Genomic DNA, 16,257 nt, shown 5'->3' on the forward strand with positions numbered 1-16,257 from the left:
TCCCTTGAGATGTGACCATGACCACACCCTCGGATGTCGGGCGGTTACAGGGCGCGAACCTCGCGCTCGCTACCTGGGTGTCCGCCATAAACTTCTGGGCCTGGAACATGATCGGCCCGCTCTCGACCACCTATGCCGAGGATATGTCGCTGAGCAGCACCGAAGCGTCCATGTTGGTGGCCACGCCGATACTCGTCGGTTCGATCGGTCGTATCGCGGTCGGCGCCATGACGGACCGGTACGGCGGGCGGGCGATGTTCATCGCCATCTCGCTGCTGTCGATCGTGCCCGTCGTCGCGGTCGGGTTCGCCGCTGAAGCGGGATCCTTCCCGCTCCTGCTCGTCTGCGGGTTCTTCCTCGGTATCGCGGGCACCATCTTCGCCGTCGGTATCCCGTTCGCCAACAACTGGTACGAACCCGCCCGCCGGGGCTTCGCGACCGGCGTGTTCGGCGCCGGCATGGTCGGCACCGCGCTGTCCGCCTTCTTCACCCCGCGCTTCGTGAACTGGTTCGGGCTGGTGCCCACGCACCTGATCGTCGCGGGGGCACTCGCTGTGACGGCGGTGGTCTGCATCCTGGTGATGCGCGACGCCCCCTATTTCACTCCCAATACCGATCCGGTCCTGCCGAAATTGGCTGTCGCCGCGAAACTCCGTGTCACCTGGGAGATGTCGTTCCTCTACGCCGTCGTATTCGGCGGGTTCGTGGCGTTCAGCACCTACCTGCCCACCTACATCAAGACGATCTACGACTTCTCCACCGTCGACGCCGGAACGCGCACCGCCGGTTTCGCGGTCGCGGCCGTCCTCGCACGGCCGGTGGGTGGAGCGCTGTCCGATCGGATCGCCCCGAAGTACGTGGTGATGGCCTCGTTCGCGGGCACGACGATCATGGCCGTGGTGGCGACCTTCAAGCCTCCAGCGGATCTGTGGGCGGCCGTCACCTTCATCTCGATGGCGATTTTCCTCGGCGTCGGCACCGGCGGTGTGTTCGCCTGGGTGGCCAGGCGCTCGCCGGCACACACGGTGGGAAGCGTCACAGGCATAGTCGCGGCAGCCGGCGGACTCGGCGGCTACTTCCCGCCTCTCGTAATGGGCGCTACCTACGACGCCGAGGGCAACAACTACACGGTCGGCTTGCTGCTGCTTGCCGCCACCGCCTTGGTGTGCCTGCTGTACACCGCATTTCGCCTACGGGCACACGAGTCGCCTCCGCCGGTCGGAGGACCCACGACCCGCGACGAACCACATCGAAGTACGTAAGGAGAGGCTGTGACGGACACCGCCGGGATAGGAGGCCGGGTAGAGGAACTGCTCGTGCGGAGCGGACGCTTCTTCGTCTCCGGGAAGGAATCCGACGACACACGAACGGTCACCCGCCGAGGTGGCCGAGAGGGTGACATCTTCTACCGCGACAGGTGGAGTCACGACAAGGTCGTGCGGTCGACCCACGGGGTGAACTGCACCGGATCGTGCTCGTGGAAGATCTATGTGAAGGACGGCATCATCACCTGGGAAACCCAGGAGACCGACTATCCGACGGTGGGTCCCGACCGGCCGGAATACGAACCGCGCGGATGCCCGCGTGGGGCGGCCTTCTCGTGGTACACCTACTCTCCGACGCGCGTGCGATATCCGTACGGGCGCGGCGTGCTCGTCGAGATGTATCGGGAGGCCAGGCAGCGCCTCGGCGATCCGGTACTCGCGTGGGCCGACATCCAGAACGATCCCGAGAGGCGTCGCCGCTACCAGCGTGCTCGCGGCAAGGGCGGACTGGTGCGCATCACCTGGGCCGAGGCCACAGAGATGATCGCCGCCGCACACGTCCACACCATCAAGGAATACGGACCCGACCGGGTGGCCGGATTCTCACCGATCCCTGCCATGTCGATGGTCTCGTTCGCCGCCGGATCGCGTTTCATCGAACTGCTCGGCGGTGTGATGACCTCCTTCTACGACTGGTACGCCGACCTGCCGGTGGCGTCCCCCCAGGTCTTCGGCGACCAGACGGATGTGCCGGAGTCGGGGGACTGGTGGGATGCGTCCTACCTGATGATGTGGGGTTCCAACGTGCCGGTCACACGTACTCCGGACGCCCACTGGATGGCGGAAGTGCGGTACCGCGGCACCAAGGTCGTGTCTGTCAGCCCCGACTACGCCGACAACACCAAGTTCGCCGACGAATGGATGCCGTGTGCGGCAGGTACCGACGGTGCGATGGCGATGGCGATGGGGCACGTGTTGCTGAACGAGTTCTACGTGCAGCAGCGCGTTCCGTTCTTCGTCGACTATGTCCGCCGGTATACCGACCTGCCCTTCCTGGTGCGTCTCGAAGAACGCGACGGAAGACTCGTGCCCGGCAAGAACCTCACCGCCGCCGATCTCGGGCACAGCGTAGAGAATGCGGCCTTCAAACCTGCCTTCGTCGACGGCGCGACCGACACGGTGGTCGTACCGCAGGGATCTCTCGGCTTCCGCTACGGCGACGAGGGCGTCGGGAAGTGGAACCTCGAACTCGGTGACCTCGTCCCGGCTCTGACGGTCGCACCCGCGATCGGGGCCGTGGGAGAGACCGTGGCAGTTCACCTGCCCAGCTTCGATACCGTCGACGGACGCGGCGAGAGTATCGAGCGAGGAGTACCGGTGCGCCGCGTCGGCGAACACCTCGTGTGCACCGTCTTCGATCTGATGCTCGCGCAGTACGGGGTGAACCGCCCTGGACTCGAACTTCCGGGACGGTGGCCGACCGGCTACGACGACCCGACCTCCCCGTACACACCGGCCTGGCAGGAATCGATCACCGGGGTGTCGGCGGAACAAGCGATCCGCATCGCGAAGGAGTTGGCGCGCAACTCCGAGGAATCCGGCGGGCGGTCGATGATCATCATGGGCGCCGGCATCTGCCAGTGGTTCCACGGCGACACGACCTATCGCGCAGTGCTCGCACTACTCATGCTCACCGGGGCGATGGGGCGGAACGGAGGTGGGTGGGCGCACTACGTCGGCCAGGAGAAATGCCGTCCCGTGACGGGATGGGCCGCCATGGCGATGGGTACCGATTGGAGTCGTCCACCGCGCCAGATGGCCGGTACGTCCTACTGGTACGTGCACACCGGGCAATGGCGCTACGACGGTTATCGTGCCGATGCGCTGTCGAGTCCGCTGGGGCGGGGGCGATTCCGCGACAAGCACACGATGGACGTGATGGCGTCGGCCGTGGCGATGGGCTGGTCACCCTTCTATCCCCAGTTCGACCGCAACACCCACGATGTCGCCGAGGAGGCCCGGGCGGCCGGGCGGGAGATCCCGCACCACGTTGCGGAAGAACTTGCCAACGGGAATCTGAAGCTCGCGGTGACCGATCCGGACAACCCGCGTAACTGGCCGCGGGTGCTCAGCCTGTGGCGGTCGAACCTGCTCGGTTCGTCCAGTAAGGGCAACGAGTACTTCCTGCGGCACCTGCTCGGAACCGATGCCAACGTGCAGGGCCCACCGACGGCACCAGAACTGCGGCCGGGCGAGGTGAGGTGGCCGGAGGAGCTTCCCGAGGGGAAGCTCGACATGCTCATGTCGATCGACTTCCGGATGACGTCGACGACGTTGTTCTCCGACATCGTTCTTCCTGCTGCCACATGGTACGAGAAGGGTGATCTCTCGAGCACCGACATGCACCCCTACCTTCACGCTTTCACCGCGGCCATCGATCCGCCCTGGGAAACCCGTTCGGACTACGAAGCATTCGGGGCCATCGCGAAGGTCTTCAGCACTTTGGCGCGTACCCACCTCGGAACCCGCACGGACATCGTGATGGCCCCCTTGCAACACGACACGCCTGGCGAGACGGCCTATCCCTCCGGCACCGAGCGGGACTGGCGATCGGCAGGTGAAGTGCCGGTTCCGGGAAAGACGATGGGCCCGCTCGCCGTCGTCGAACGCGACTACGGTGCGATCGCGGAGAAGTGGGCCACGCTCGGTCCGCTCGTCGAGAAGCTCGGACTCAACACCAAGGGGGTGACCACCCGGCCGGATCGGGAGGTCGCCGAACTTGCGAAGAAGTTCGGTGTCATGAATTCCGGTGCAGGACAGGGTCGTCCCGCGATCAATACCGCCGAGCGTATGGCCGACACCATTCTCGCGCTGTCCGGCACCTCCAACGGGAGATTGGCACTCGAGGGATTTCGTGAACTCGAGAAACGTACCGGACGCAGACTCGCGCACCTGGCGGAGGGAAGCGAGGAAAGGCGGGTCACATACGCCGATACCCAAGCCCGCCCCACGCCCGTCCTCACCAGTCCCGAATGGTCGGGGAGTGAGACGGGAGGGCGCAGATACGCGCCGTTCACAGTCAACATCGAGGAACTCGAGCCCTTCCGCACGTTGACGGGCCGGATGCACTTCTACCTCGACCACGACTGGTTGGAGGAATTGGGAGAGCAGCTCCCCGTCTACCGCCCTCCGCTCGACATGTCGCGACTGTTCGGAGAGCCGGACGTCGGGACAGGTGACGGGATCGGCCTGACGGTGCGGTACCTGACGCCGCACTCGAAGTGGTCGATCCACTCCGAATACCAGGACAACCTTTTCATGCTGTCGCTGTCGCGGGGCGGCCCGACGATGTGGATGTCACCCGCCGATGCCGCGAAGATCTCGGTGCGCGACAACGAATGGGTCGAAGCGGTCAACCGCAACGGCGTCGTGGTCTGCAGGGCGATCGTCTCGCACCGGATGCCGGAGGGCGTGGTCTTCGTCCACCACGCGCAGGATCGCGTCATCGACGTCCCGCGCAGCGAGACCACAGGAAAGCGCGGCGGAATTCACAACTCGCTCACGCGCATTCTCGTCAAACCGAGTCATCTTGCGGGGGGATACGCCCAAACCTCCTACGCATTCAACTATCTCGGTCCGACAGGCAACCAGCGCGACGAAGTGACGATCGTGCGACGCCGTTCGCAGGAGGTCGTCTACTGATGCGCATGGTGCGAACGACCGGGCGAGGCCCGGCGCAGGAAGCGAGGCCGTCATGAAGGTCATGGCACAGCTTGCGATGGTGATGAACCTCGACAAGTGCATCGGATGCCACACCTGCTCGGTGACCTGCAAGCAGGCATGGACCAATCGGTCGGGAACCGAGTACGTGTGGTTCAACAACGTCGAAACACGACCGGGGCAGGGTTATCCGCGAACCTACGAGGATCAGGAACGTTGGCGTGGTGGGTGGATCCGCGATTCGAAGGGCCGCGTGCGCCTTCGGGACGGCGGCCGATTCTCGAAGCTCGCCCGCATCTTCGCGAATCCGAAGATGCCCGCTATCGGCGATTACTACGAGCCGTGGACCTACGACTACGACAATCTCATCGATGCACCGCTCGGTGACCACATTCCGGTGGCGTCGCCGCGCAGCCTGATCTCCGGTGAGCCGATGAAGGTGCAGTGGTCGGCGAATTGGGACGACAATCTCGGTGGTTCACCGGCGATCGCGCCCGAGGATCCGATCCTGAAGAAGGTCGGCGAACACGTGAAACTCGAGTTCGAACAGACCTTCATGTTCTACCTGCCGCGGATCTGCGAGCACTGCCTCAATCCGTCCTGTGTGGCGTCGTGCCCGTCGGGGGCAATGTACAAGCGGGCGGAGGACGGAATCGTACTCGTCGATCAGGACCGCTGTCGGGGCTGGCGGATGTGTGTGTCCGGATGTCCCTACAAGAAGGTGTACTTCAATCACAAGACCGGCAAGGCCGAGAAGTGTACGTTCTGCTATCCGCGAGTCGAGGTGGGGTTGCCGACGGTGTGCTCGGAGACGTGCGTAGGCAGGCTCAGGTACATCGGCCTCGTGCTCTACGACGCCGATCGAGTCCTCGAAGCGGCGTCGGTGGAGAACGACACCGATCTGTACGCAGCGCAGCGCAGCGTGCTGCTCGACCCGAGGGACCCCGAGGTGATCGCCGGCGCTCGCGCCGAGAGCATCTCCGACGAGTGGATCGAGGCAGCCCAGCGCTCACCCGTCTACGACCTGATCAGCACCTACCAGGTGGCTCTGCCTCTGCATCCGGAATACCGGACGATGCCGATGGTCTGGTACGTGCCGCCGCTCTCGCCGATCGTCGATGCCGTGAGCCGGGAAGGGCATGACGGAGAGGACATCGGCAATCTCTTCGGCGCCCTCGACGCACTACGCATTCCTGTCGCGTACCTCGCGGAGTTGTTCACCGCCGGAGATACCGCGACGGTCGAGGCCGTGTTGCGCCGACTCGCCGCGATGCGCTCGTACATGCGTGACATCAATCTGGGGCGCGAGACCCGCCCCGAGATCCCCGAATCCGTCGGCATGAGCGAAGAGCAGATCTATGCGATGTACCGGCTCCTCGCGCTCGCCAAGTACGACGAGCGGTACGTCATTCCCACCGCCTATGCCACCGAAGGCCATCGGCTCGAGGAAACCGCGACGGACTGTGCGTTGTCCTACGAGGGTGGTCCCGGCATGTACGACTCGGGTCCATTCGGTGAGGCAAGTGGTGGCCCGGTCCCGGTGGCGGTCGAAACGTTCCATGCCCTTGCTCAGCGTCAGACCAGCGAGGGCATGGCGGCGAACGCATCGCACCCCTCGCGGGTGAACCTGCTCAACTGGGACGGCAAAGGAGTGCCGAGCGGCATGTTTCCAGGCCGCGGCGACGGGAACGGAGACATTCGATGAGATTGCTGCTTCCCCGGCGTGCGGCGTCGGACCGAGCCCTGCAGAACAGGCTCGTCCGTCAAGCCGCGTCGCTGCTGCTCGCTTATCCCGACGAAGAGCACGAGAAGCGACTCGACGTCGTCGAGCAGTTGCTCGAGCACATCACGGGCCCCGAGAAGGACCTGCTGGGCGCGGCGGCTCGCGAGCTCGGGGGCGGGGACGGGCTGGGGGTGGCCCAGCAGTACGTCGAGACGTTCGACCTGCGCCGACGGTCGACGATGTATCTGACGTACTGGACGGCGGGGGATACCCGTAACCGCGGAGCCGAGATGCACGCCTTCGCGACCGCCTATCGAGACGCAGGAGTCGCGCCCCCTGCTCACGAGGCACCCGACCATCTCGCTGTGGTCCTCGAGTTCACCGCCAACGTCGATCCGTCGGCCGGGGAGGAACTCCTCACCCGTTATCGGGTGGCGCTCGATGTCCTCCATGCTTCTCTGCGCGATGCGTTGTCTCCGTACGCGCAGGTCGTCGAAGCGGTCTGCGCGACGCTCCCGCCGGTCACGGACCAGGAGGAACAACGTGCGCGGCGCCTCGCGCAGGCAGGCCCGCCTCGCGAATCGATCGGTCTCCAGCCGTTCACGCTGACGGTGCCGCCCCGGGCCGAGGGGACGCCGCAGAAAGGAACCTCGCAACCATGAGCGCAGGAGACACCTTCTGGGACATCGTGCCCTACGTGACGCTCGCGATCCTGGTGGTGGGTACCTGGTGGCGCTATCGCTACGACAAGTTCGGGTGGACCACCAGATCGTCGGAGCTCTACGAATCCCGGTTGCTGCGCATCGCCAGCCCCGTCTTCCATTTCGGGATCCTGGTGGTGGTCGTCGGGCATGTGATCGGTCTGGTGATCCCGCAGTCCTGGACCGATGCGATAGGTATCAGCGAGCACGGCTATCACGTGCAGGCGATCATCCTGGGAACAATCGCAGGTGCCTCGACTCTCGTGGGCATCTCACTGCTGATCTACCGCCGCCGCACCAATGGACCGGTCTTCTCCGCCACCACGCTCAACGACAAGGTGATGTACATCGTGCTCGTGGCTGCGATCGTGGTGGGACTGGCGACGACCCTCCTGGGTGTGGGCGCCGTGGGGGAGGAACACAACTACCGGCAGACCGTGTCCCCGTGGTTCCGGTCGATCTGGGTGCTGCAACCACGCGGGGAGCTCATGGCGGAGGCACCGTTCACCTTCCAGTTGCACACCTTCATCGGTCTCGTACTGTTTGCCATCTGGCCTTTCACCCGCCTGGTCCATGCGTTCAGTGCGCCGGTGGGCTACCTGTTCCGGCCGTACATCGTCTATCGCAGCCGGGACGAGGCCCCTCCGGGCCGGCTCGTGGGTTCCGAACCGCGACGGCGAGGATGGTGACCCGGCGCAGCCTGCTGTAGGCCGGCGGTCCCTGGGCCTGGGTGTACTGTGAAATGCTCCGCGCCCTCCCCAACCTGTCAGGACCACCGAAGATCCCCATGTCTGCCAGCTTCCACCTGAAGAACGACCCTTCGACTCCCGCACCCGCTGCGGATACCGGGGTCCGTCGCTCGGTCCTTCCCGGGGGCGTGCGGGTCGTCACCGAGCACGTGCCCGGGGTGCGTTCGGCGGCCGTCGGAGTATGGGTCGGCGTCGGATCACGCGACGAACAGCCATCGGTCGCCGGTGCAGCCCACTTCCTCGAACACCTGTTGTTCAAGGCCACCCCGACACGCACCGCTCAGGACATCGCCGAGGTGATGGACGGAATCGGTGGCGAGCTCAACGCCTTCACCAGCAAGGAGCACACCTGCTTCTACGCGCATGTGCTCGACGACGATCTGCCCATAGCCGTCGAGGTCGTCGCCGATGTGGTCCTGCGCGGCCGGTGCTTGAACGCGGACGTGGACGTGGAACGTCAGGTGGTGCTCGAGGAGATCGCGATGCGGGACGACGATCCCGAGGATCTGCTCGGCGATTCGCTGCTCACCGCGCTCTACGGAGCTCACCCCATCGGCCGGCCCATCATCGGCTCCGTCGAGTCGATCGAGTCGATGACCCGCACTCAACTGCACTCCTTCCACGTGCGCCGCTACACCCCGCCCCGGATGGTCGTCGCGGTCGCCGGCAACGTCGACCACGCGCACACCGTCGAACTCGTCCGGCGCGCCTTCGCAGGCCATCTCGACAATGCAGCAGATCCCGCGCCCTGCCGAGGGGGGAATCTCGCACTCCGGACCGCGCCGACGATGAGCATCGTCGAACGCGACAACGAGCAGGCGCACCTCACCCTCGGGGTGCGATCCTTCGGTCGCCACGATGGTCGCCGCTGGGCGCTGTCGGTGCTCAACGCGGTCGTCGGCGGCGGGCTGAGTTCGCGCCTGTTCCAAGAGGTGCGGGAGAAGCGTGGGCTGGCGTACTCGGTCTACTCGGGTACCGACACCTTTGCCGATACCGGTGCGTTCTCGGTCTACGCAGGTTGTCAGCCCGAGAATCTCGGCGAAGTCGCCGCAGTCGTTCGGGAGGTTCTCACCGACGTCGCCGAACACGGCATCACCGACGCGGAATGCGCCCGCGCGAAGGGATCGCTCCGCGGCGGTCTCGTTCTCGGTCTCGAGGACACCGGAGCGCGAATGCATCGGATCGGCCGCAGCGAACTCAGTTACGGCCGGCACTGGAGCGTCACCGAGACGCTGGAACGGATCGCATCCGTGTCCACCGAGGAGGTGCGCGCCGTCGCCGCCGACCTGCTGCATCGGCCGTTCGCGGTAGCGGTCGCCGGGCCTTATCGGCGTGCGCGGGACCTTCCGGCGTCGGTCCGCGAACTCATGTCCTGAGGCATCCGCAGCTCGGCAAGCCGACTCTGTCACAGCTCTACACGTCGGCCGGCTCTTCCCGCGGCCCGGTGGCCCGTGCGTACGAACCGGTTAGGCATACTCGCCCCGCTCGGGGCGCCCACCGGTGGTTGCGTAGGATCTCCGGGAAGACTGCAACGAAAGGGCGTGACGACGCAAGTGGATGCAATCAAGGTTCGGGTGGGTGTGCTCGGTGCTGCGGGCAAGGTCGGTCAGGCGATCTGTGCCGCTGTCGAAGCCGCCCCCGACCTCGAGCTCGTCGCCGCCGTCGACAAGGGTGACAGCCTCGACACCTTCGTGAGCTCGCGGACCGAGGTGGTCGTCGACTTCACCCATCCTGATGTGGTGATGGACAACCTGCGCTTCCTCGTGGAGAACGGCATCCACGCCGTGGTCGGTACCACCGGCTTCGACGACGAGCGTCTCGACCGGGTGCGGGGCTGGCTCGCCGACCGGCCCGAGGTGGGCGTGCTCATCGCGCCGAACTTCGCGATCGGTGCGGTGCTGTCGATGCGCTTCGCGCAGGCCGCCGCGCGGTTCTTCGATTCGGTCGAGGTCATCGAGCTGCACCACCCGAACAAGGCGGACGCGCCGTCCGGCACCGCGTACCGCACCGCTCGCCTGATCGCGCAGGCGCGTGCCGAGGCCGGGGTGGCTCCGAGCCCGGATGCGACCACCACCGAACTCGAGGGCGCGCGCGGCGCCGATGTCGACGGCGTCCGGGTGCACTCCGTGCGCCTCGCCGGCCTCGTCGCCCACCAGGAGGTGCTGCTCGGCACACAGGGCGAGACCCTCACCATCCGCCACGACTCGATCGACCGTTCTTCCTTCGCTCCCGGCGTGCTGCTCGGCGTGCGGGAGATCGGTGCACGACCGGGGCTCACCGTCGGTATCGACCCTCTCCTCGACCTGTGAAGATCGGCATGTTGAAAGTCCTCGCGCCCATCGCGTTCATCGTGGTGGCGCTGGGGTTCTACTTCGTTCTGCTCGGTTCGACCGGTCTCGAACTCGTCCGGTCCGGTGAGGTCGCGGCGATCGGTCTGGGAATCGGCATCCTCATCCTGCCCGTCGTGGGCGCGTGGATCGTCTACGCGACCATCCGGGCAGGTCTGCAGCATCAGCACCTCGCCCGGCGTATCCACGACGAAGGACTCGAACTCGACGTCGACGATATGCCGCGCATGCCCTCGGGGCGGATCGACCGGGACGCCGCCGACGAACTCTTCGCCACCGTGAAGCAGGAGTGGGAAGCGGACCCCGACAACTGGCGCAACTCCTACCGGCTCGCGCGCGCCTACGACTATGCCGGGGACCGGAGCCGGGCGCGCGAGACGATGCGGCGGGCTGTCGCGCTCGAAAAGCTCGAACGGGACGGGCGCTCCGGTTCCTGAGCCGCGAGCGACTTTGACAACCTTTCGCCGGTACCGCAGCCTGCAGGTGTGACAGACGAGGCGCAGCACGAGACGTCCGACCGGCCGGAGGGATCCCGCACGGTGCTGGTGGTGCACCACACGCCGTCGCCCTCCACCCGCGAGATCCTCGAGGCGGTGCTGGCCGGTGCGCAGGATCCGGAGATCACGGGTGTCACCGTCCGGGTGGTGCCCGCATTGGGCGCCACGATCCCCGATGTGCTCTCCGCCGACGGTTTCCTGTTCGGGACCACCGCCAATTTCGGCTACATGTCGGGAGCGCTCAAGCACTTCTTCGACACCGTCTACTATCCGTGCCTCGATGCGGTGGCCGGTCGCCCCTACGGGCTGTGGGTGCACGGGAACAACGACACCGCCGGTGCGGTGGCCTCCGTTCGCCGCCTGGTCACCGGGATGGGTCTCGTACAGGCCGCAGCCGATCTGGAGATCACGGGCCCGGTCGACGCGAAGGTGCGCGAACAGTGCTACGAACTCGGCGCCGTCCTTGCGGCGACCGCGGCCGGTGAGATCTGACGATCTGAGATCTGACGATCAGCGGAAATTCTTCTCCGTGAACGACTTCAGGCCTTTCCCCGCGGTTTCCAGTGCCATCTTCTCGGCCCGCCGGACGAGGAACCCGGGAACGGGGATCTTCGGGTCGATGGTCAGCGAGAACTCGACAGCCGTGCCGGGTCCCTTCGCGGCGAGAGTGTAGGCGCCGTCCTGCTGTCGCTGCTGGCTGCTCTCTACCAGGGTCCACGACATCGACTCGTCCCCGTTCCAGGAGTACTCGACGACCTGCTCGTCGGTGATGCCGACGATCGAGACGGTCATCCGCACGCGATGCGGACGACCGTCCGGATGAGTGGACTCGACGGTGACGGACTTGTGGGTCGACGACCATTCCGGCAGGCGTTCGACCGCAGCGAGCGCTGCCATCACCTGCTCGGGGGTCGCGTCGATGTCGAAACTCCTGGTACTGCTGACCGCCATGCGACCTCCGTCTCGCCCGAAATGTGTGCCTCGGCACTCTATCGTGAGGTGAGTTGCCTCACGCGTCGTCGCGCGGATCCGTGTCGGATCCCGCCGCATCGTCCTGATCCGACGGCTGCTCGGTGGGGGCCGGCGGGGACGGTTTCGCCCAACCGCCCTGCCGTCGCCATTCGTCGGCCCGGCGCTGGTAACGCATCTGCTCGCGCAGCGCGCCCTGCACGGCCTGCGCCATCCAGGAGTTGAGCGACAGGCCGCTCTGCTGTGCCGCTTCCTCCGCCTTGGTCTTGATCTGTTCGACGAGGCGCAGCGTGACCCGGCTGATGTCGCCGGTCATCTCCTCGAAGGAGGGTGTCGGATCCTCGTGCGGTGGAGCGGGCTCGCTGTGCACGACGAGGACGGCGTCGGTGCCGTCGAGGCGCACCGTGACGGTGCGGTCCCCGAGTTCCTCACTGACCTCGTTGGCCATGTCCGACAGGGCGGCCAGAACCGCGAGTCGGACGGGTGCGGCGATTGCCGTCGCCAAGGCCGCAGCGGTTCGGCGGGTCTGCTCGTCACCGAGTTCGGCTGCGGCGATCACGGAGTCGATGATCGCCGACGTGTACTTGTCGATATCCATGATGTCAGTGTGACGCCGAGTATGGCGTCATGCAAGGCGTCACTGTGATGTCATGGTTCCGCCGGGGCCGGGTCGCGTTACTGTGCGGACAGAACGACACGCGCCACCGAGCGCGCACAACGATCGAGGTGAGGAGGAGGCGATGGTGCCCGAACCCGCCTGCCCCAAGGTCCGGCTCGTCGCTACGACGGAGTTCCACCTCCCCGAGGACGTCGACTGGGGTACCGACGCCGACGGTGGCGAAGCGCTGATCGAGTTCGCGGGCCGCGCGTGCTACCAGAGCTGGGACAAGCCCAATCCCAGAACTGCGACGAATGCCGGCTACCTCCGGCATCTGCTCACCGTCGGCTACCTGTCGGCGCTCGAGCACGCGACAGCGACCTTCTACATCACCGGCATCTCGCGCTCGTGCACGCACGAACTGATCAGGCACCGGCATTTCTCCTTCTCCCAGCTCTCTCAACGGTTCGTCGCCGACGGAGACGTACCGGTGGTGGTCCCACCGGCGATCGAGGGAGACCCCGAACTCGAGAGCCTGTTCTTCGCCGCTGCGGAGCGCAGCCGCGAGGCGTATGTGGAACTGCTGGCAGCCTTGGACGAGAAGATGTCGCATCTACCTGCTGGGCCCCTGCGGGCGAAGCAGGTCAGGGAGGCTGCCCGGTCGGTTCTCCCCAACGCCACCGAGACCCGCATCGTGGTCACCGGTAACTACCGATCGTGGCGGCACTTCGTGGCCATGCGAGCGACCGAACACGCCGACGTCGAAATCCGGCGTCTCGCCGTCGAATGTGTGCGGCGGCTCGCGGAGGCTGCACCGAACGCCTTCTCCGACTTCGTCATCAGCACGCTGCCGGATGGCAGCGAAGTCGCTGTTCCCACTCTCGCGACCGATCTGTGATCCGTCTGAGGGGGGCGGGCGTGTGTCGAGGCGCCCAGGCCACGCGGTAGCCTTCTGACCATGACCAACGGTGATTCCGCAACTGCTGTCGAGCTTCCGTTCGGCACCGTCGCCACTGCGATGGTGACCCCGTTCACTGCCGATGGCAAGCTCGACGTGGATGCGGGTGTGCGTCTGGCGAACTACCTCGTCGACGGTGGCTGCGACGCACTGGTTCTCGCCGGTACGACCGGCGAATCGCCCACCACGACCGAGAACGAGAAGATGGAACTCATGCGAGCGGTGCTCGCGTCCGTCGGCGACCGCGCCAAGATCATCGCGGGGGCAGGAAGCAACGACACCGCCCACAGCGTCGAACTCGCGCGCGACGCTGCCCGCGCCGGTGCGCACGGCCTGCTCGTGGTGACCCCGTACTACTCGCGACCCCCGCAGGCAGGGCTCTACGCTCACTTCCTCGCCGTTGCCGACGCGACCGATCTGCCGGTTATGCTCTACGACATCCCACCGCGTTCGGTCGTACCGATCGAGACCGACACGTTGCGCCTTCTCGCCGAGCATCCGCGGATCCTCGCGGTCAAGGACGCCAAGGGCGACCTCAACGCGGGCGCCGAACTGATCGGAACCACCGAACTTCAGTTCTATTCGGGCGACGACCCCTTGAACCTGCCCTGGCTGTCCGTCGGAGCTGTCGGATTCGTGAGCGTGATCGGCCATCTCGTGCCGGGCCGCCTCCGCGAGCTGCACACGGCCTTCGCGGCCGGGGATCTCGAGCTCGCCCGCCGCATCAATCTGTCCATGATTCCGATCTATCGGGCCGTCGCGCGCCTGGGCGGAGTGAGCGCGTCCAAGGCCGGCCTGCGATTGCTCGGTATCGACGTCGGGGAACCACGTCTGCCGCAAGTCGCGCCGGTCGCCGCGCAGATCGATGCTCTCGCAGCAGATCTGCAGACCGCGGGGGTGCTGTGATGAGTCGTCCCGCCCGCGGTCGTGGCCGCGCTACCCGTAACGCCGGCCCGCCGGCCCGCGCCCCGCGCCGGGTGGCGCAGAATTCCGCCGCCGCTCAGCGCCCCGACACACGGATCGTCGACCCCACCGAGCGGCTGGGCACGCCCCCCAAGGCTCCTCGCAACGGTCTGCGGGTCGTCGCGCTCGGTGGTATCGGCGAGATCGGCCGCAACATGACGGTCTTCGAACACCAGGGACGCCTGCTCATCGTCGACTGCGGTGTGCTCTTCCCCGAAGACCAGCAGCCGGGTGTCGATCTGATCCTCCCGGACTTCCGGTACATCGAGGACCGGATGGCCGACGTCGAGGCGATCGTGCTGACCCACGGTCACGAAGACCACATCGGCGCTGTGCCGTTCCTGCTGCGACTGCGCCCGGACATCCCGGTCGTCGGCTCCAAGTTCACCTTGGCGCTGGTCGCCGCGAAGTGCCGCGAACACCGGCAGCGGCCCAACCTCGTCGAGGTCGTCGAGGGGCAGACCACCTCGCACGGCCCGTTCGAGTGCGAGTACTTCGCGGTCAACCACTCCATCCCGGACGCCATCGCCGTCGCCATCCGCACCGCCGCAGGTGTCGTGTTGCACACCGGCGACATCAAGCTCGACCAGTTGCCGCTCGACAACCGTCTCACCGACCTTGCGGGTTTCTCCCGCCTCGGCGACGAGGGCGTCGACCTCTTCCTCGTCGACTCGACGAACGCCGAGGTGCCGGGCTTCGTCACGCCCGAACGCGAGATCGGGGGAGTTCTCGACAACGTCATCGGCAAGGCCACGAACCGGGTGATCGTGGCGTCCTTCGCGAGCCACGTGCACCGCATCCAGCAGATCGTGGACGTCGCCGAACGCTACAACCGGCGCGTGGCGTTCGTCGGCCGGTCGATGGTGCGCAATATGCAGATCGCGCAGGATCTCGGTTACCTGAACGTGCCCGACGGTCTCGAGGTCGACATCGACACCGCGGCGAGCATGCCCGACGACCGCATCGTGCTGGTCTCGACGGGTTCGCAGGGCGAACCGCTCTCGGCCCTGTCCCGGATGGCGCGGGGCGAGCACCGGCAGATCAATATTCGCGCCGACGACCTCGTGGTGCTCGCGTCGTCGTTGATCCCCGGCAACGAGAATTCGGTGTTCGCGGTCGTCAACGGTCTCGCCAAGCGCGGAGCGAAGGTCGTGACGCAGCAGAACGCGAAGGTGCACGTCTCGGGCCACGCCTCGGCCGGTGAACTGCTGTATCTGTACAACGCGGTGCGACCGACCAATGCGATGCCGGTGCACGGCGAATGGCGTCACCTCCGAGCCAACGCGGCGCTCGCAGAGGCGACGGGTGTTCCCCGCGAGCGGATCGTGCTCGCGGAGGACGGCGTCGTCGTCGACATGGTCGACGGACTCGCCGAGATCGTCGGCCGGGTGCCGGTGGGCCACGTCTATGTCGACGGTCTGTCGGTGGGCGATGTCGGGGAATCCACCTTGTCCGACCGTCTCGTCCTCGGCGAAGGAGGGTTCATCTCGATCTCCGTGGCGGTCGACGCCACCACCGGTCGTGCGGTGAGCACCCCCGAGGTCTCGGGCCGTGGGTTCTCCGACGATCCGGCTGCTCTGAACGAAGCGGCGCAACTCGTCGACAAGGCTCTCAACGAACTCGCAGCCGAAGGTGTCACCGAGACCCATCGCATCGCCCAGGGCATCCGCCGGGTCGTCGGCCGGTGGGTGGCGGAGACCTACCGGCGTCGCCCGATGATCGTGCCCACGGTGATCGCGGTCTCCTGAGCGCAACCCCACGAATCC

Annotated in this window: 14 protein-coding genes; 12 read left to right on the top strand and 2 right to left on the bottom strand. The window is 66.3% G+C overall.

Features of this window, described 5'->3' with window-relative positions; all coding sequences use genetic code 11:
* Positions 1–17: 17 nt before the first annotated feature.
* From ABZ789_RS01065 to ABZ789_RS01105, 9 genes are all read left to right on the top strand, one after another.
* Positions 18–1,262 carry a nitrate/nitrite transporter gene (locus tag ABZ789_RS01065; RefSeq protein ID WP_358417656.1) on the top strand — a complete coding sequence of 415 codons (1,245 nt, stop codon included), beginning with the start codon at positions 18–20 and terminating at the stop codon, positions 1,260–1,262.
* A 9-nt stretch (positions 1,263–1,271) separates the two neighbouring features.
* Positions 1,272–4,967, top strand: a complete 3,696-nt coding sequence (locus ABZ789_RS01070; protein ID WP_358417658.1) for a nitrate reductase subunit alpha — start codon at positions 1,272–1,274, stop codon at positions 4,965–4,967.
* Positions 4,968–5,019: 52 nt separating this feature from the next.
* The gene (gene narH / locus ABZ789_RS01075; RefSeq protein WP_358417660.1) at positions 5,020–6,690 is read left to right on the top strand and encodes a nitrate reductase subunit beta; all 1,671 of its coding nucleotides are present in this window, start codon (positions 5,020–5,022) and stop codon (positions 6,688–6,690) included.
* The gene (gene narJ / locus ABZ789_RS01080) at positions 6,687–7,370 is read left to right on the top strand and encodes a nitrate reductase molybdenum cofactor assembly chaperone (RefSeq protein WP_358417663.1); all 684 of its coding nucleotides are present in this window, start codon (positions 6,687–6,689) and stop codon (positions 7,368–7,370) included. Before narH ends, narJ begins: the two co-directional genes overlap by 4 nt.
* Positions 7,367–8,098: a respiratory nitrate reductase subunit gamma gene (gene narI / locus ABZ789_RS01085; RefSeq protein WP_358417666.1), complete on the top strand. Its 732-nt coding sequence runs from the start codon at positions 7,367–7,369 to the stop codon at positions 8,096–8,098. The genes narJ and narI overlap by 4 nt, the downstream gene beginning before the upstream one ends.
* 98 nt (positions 8,099–8,196) lie before the next feature.
* Positions 8,197–9,534, top strand: a complete 1,338-nt coding sequence (locus ABZ789_RS01090) for a pitrilysin family protein (protein ID WP_358417669.1) — start codon at positions 8,197–8,199, stop codon at positions 9,532–9,534.
* A gap of 186 nt (positions 9,535–9,720) precedes the next feature.
* A complete protein-coding gene (gene dapB / locus ABZ789_RS01095) occupies positions 9,721–10,467 on the top strand; it encodes a 4-hydroxy-tetrahydrodipicolinate reductase (protein WP_358418200.1) in 747 nt (248 codons plus the stop codon).
* Positions 10,468–10,475: 8 nt separating this feature from the next.
* Positions 10,476–10,943 (top strand): hypothetical protein, encoded by a 468-nt coding sequence (locus tag ABZ789_RS01100; RefSeq protein WP_358417672.1) that lies wholly within the window; start codon positions 10,476–10,478, stop codon positions 10,941–10,943.
* Between the two features lie 48 nt (positions 10,944–10,991).
* Positions 10,992–11,495 carry a flavodoxin gene (locus tag ABZ789_RS01105; protein ID WP_358417674.1) on the top strand — a complete coding sequence of 168 codons (504 nt, stop codon included), beginning with the start codon at positions 10,992–10,994 and terminating at the stop codon, positions 11,493–11,495.
* Between the two features lie 18 nt (positions 11,496–11,513).
* Here the strand turns inward: ABZ789_RS01105 and ABZ789_RS01110 are convergent, their stop codons facing one another.
* Complete coding sequence (locus tag ABZ789_RS01110; RefSeq protein ID WP_358417677.1) at positions 11,514–11,954, bottom strand: SRPBCC family protein; 441 nt, start codon at positions 11,952–11,954, stop codon at positions 11,514–11,516.
* A 58-nt stretch (positions 11,955–12,012) separates the two neighbouring features.
* Positions 12,013–12,570 carry a hypothetical protein gene (locus tag ABZ789_RS01115; protein ID WP_358417682.1) on the bottom strand — a complete coding sequence of 186 codons (558 nt, stop codon included), beginning with the start codon at positions 12,568–12,570 and terminating at the stop codon, positions 12,013–12,015.
* A gap of 142 nt (positions 12,571–12,712) precedes the next feature.
* On the opposite strand from ABZ789_RS01115, the gene thyX reads away from it, so the two are divergent.
* From thyX to ABZ789_RS01130, 3 genes are read left to right on the top strand one after another with little or no spacing between them, the layout of a single operon-like run.
* A complete protein-coding gene (thyX, locus tag ABZ789_RS01120; RefSeq protein WP_358417685.1) occupies positions 12,713–13,468 on the top strand; it encodes an FAD-dependent thymidylate synthase in 756 nt (251 codons plus the stop codon).
* Between the two features lie 60 nt (positions 13,469–13,528).
* Entirely contained in the window at positions 13,529–14,434 is a 906-nt protein-coding gene (gene dapA, locus ABZ789_RS01125) for a 4-hydroxy-tetrahydrodipicolinate synthase (RefSeq protein ID WP_358417688.1), read from the top strand.
* Complete coding sequence (locus tag ABZ789_RS01130) at positions 14,434–16,239, top strand: ribonuclease J (RefSeq protein WP_358417691.1); 1,806 nt, start codon at positions 14,434–14,436, stop codon at positions 16,237–16,239. The genes dapA and ABZ789_RS01130 overlap by 1 nt, the downstream gene beginning before the upstream one ends.
* Positions 16,240–16,257 lie beyond the last annotated feature (18 nt).

This window comes from Rhodococcus sp. NPDC047139, from assembly GCF_040643435.1.
GTDB lineage: Bacteria > Actinomycetota > Actinomycetes > Mycobacteriales > Mycobacteriaceae > Rhodococcus.

Bases quoted from the DNA above. Each gene is read 5' to 3' on its own strand.
- narI (WP_358417666.1), top strand. From the start codon at position 7,367: ATGAGCGCAGGAGACACCTTCTGGGACATCGTGCCCTACGTGACGCTC.
- dapA (WP_358417688.1), top strand. From the start codon at position 13,529: ATGACCAACGGTGATTCCGCAACTGCTGTCGAGCTTCCGTTCGGCACC.
- ABZ789_RS01100 (WP_358417672.1), top strand. From the start codon at position 10,476: ATGTTGAAAGTCCTCGCGCCCATCGCGTTCATCGTGGTGGCGCTGGGG.
- ABZ789_RS01130 (WP_358417691.1), top strand. From the start codon at position 14,434: ATGAGTCGTCCCGCCCGCGGTCGTGGCCGCGCTACCCGTAACGCCGGC.
- ABZ789_RS01090 (WP_358417669.1), top strand. From the start codon at position 8,197: ATGTCTGCCAGCTTCCACCTGAAGAACGACCCTTCGACTCCCGCACCC.
- ABZ789_RS01115 (WP_358417682.1), bottom strand. From the start codon at position 12,570: ATGGATATCGACAAGTACACGTCGGCGATCATCGACTCCGTGATCGCC.
- narH (WP_358417660.1), top strand. From the start codon at position 5,020: ATGAAGGTCATGGCACAGCTTGCGATGGTGATGAACCTCGACAAGTGC.
- ABZ789_RS01110 (WP_358417677.1), bottom strand. From the start codon at position 11,954: ATGGCGGTCAGCAGTACCAGGAGTTTCGACATCGACGCGACCCCCGAG.
- ABZ789_RS01065 (WP_358417656.1), top strand. From the start codon at position 18: ATGACCACACCCTCGGATGTCGGGCGGTTACAGGGCGCGAACCTCGCG.
- thyX (WP_358417685.1), top strand. From the start codon at position 12,713: ATGGTGCCCGAACCCGCCTGCCCCAAGGTCCGGCTCGTCGCTACGACG.
- narJ (WP_358417663.1), top strand. From the start codon at position 6,687: ATGAGATTGCTGCTTCCCCGGCGTGCGGCGTCGGACCGAGCCCTGCAG.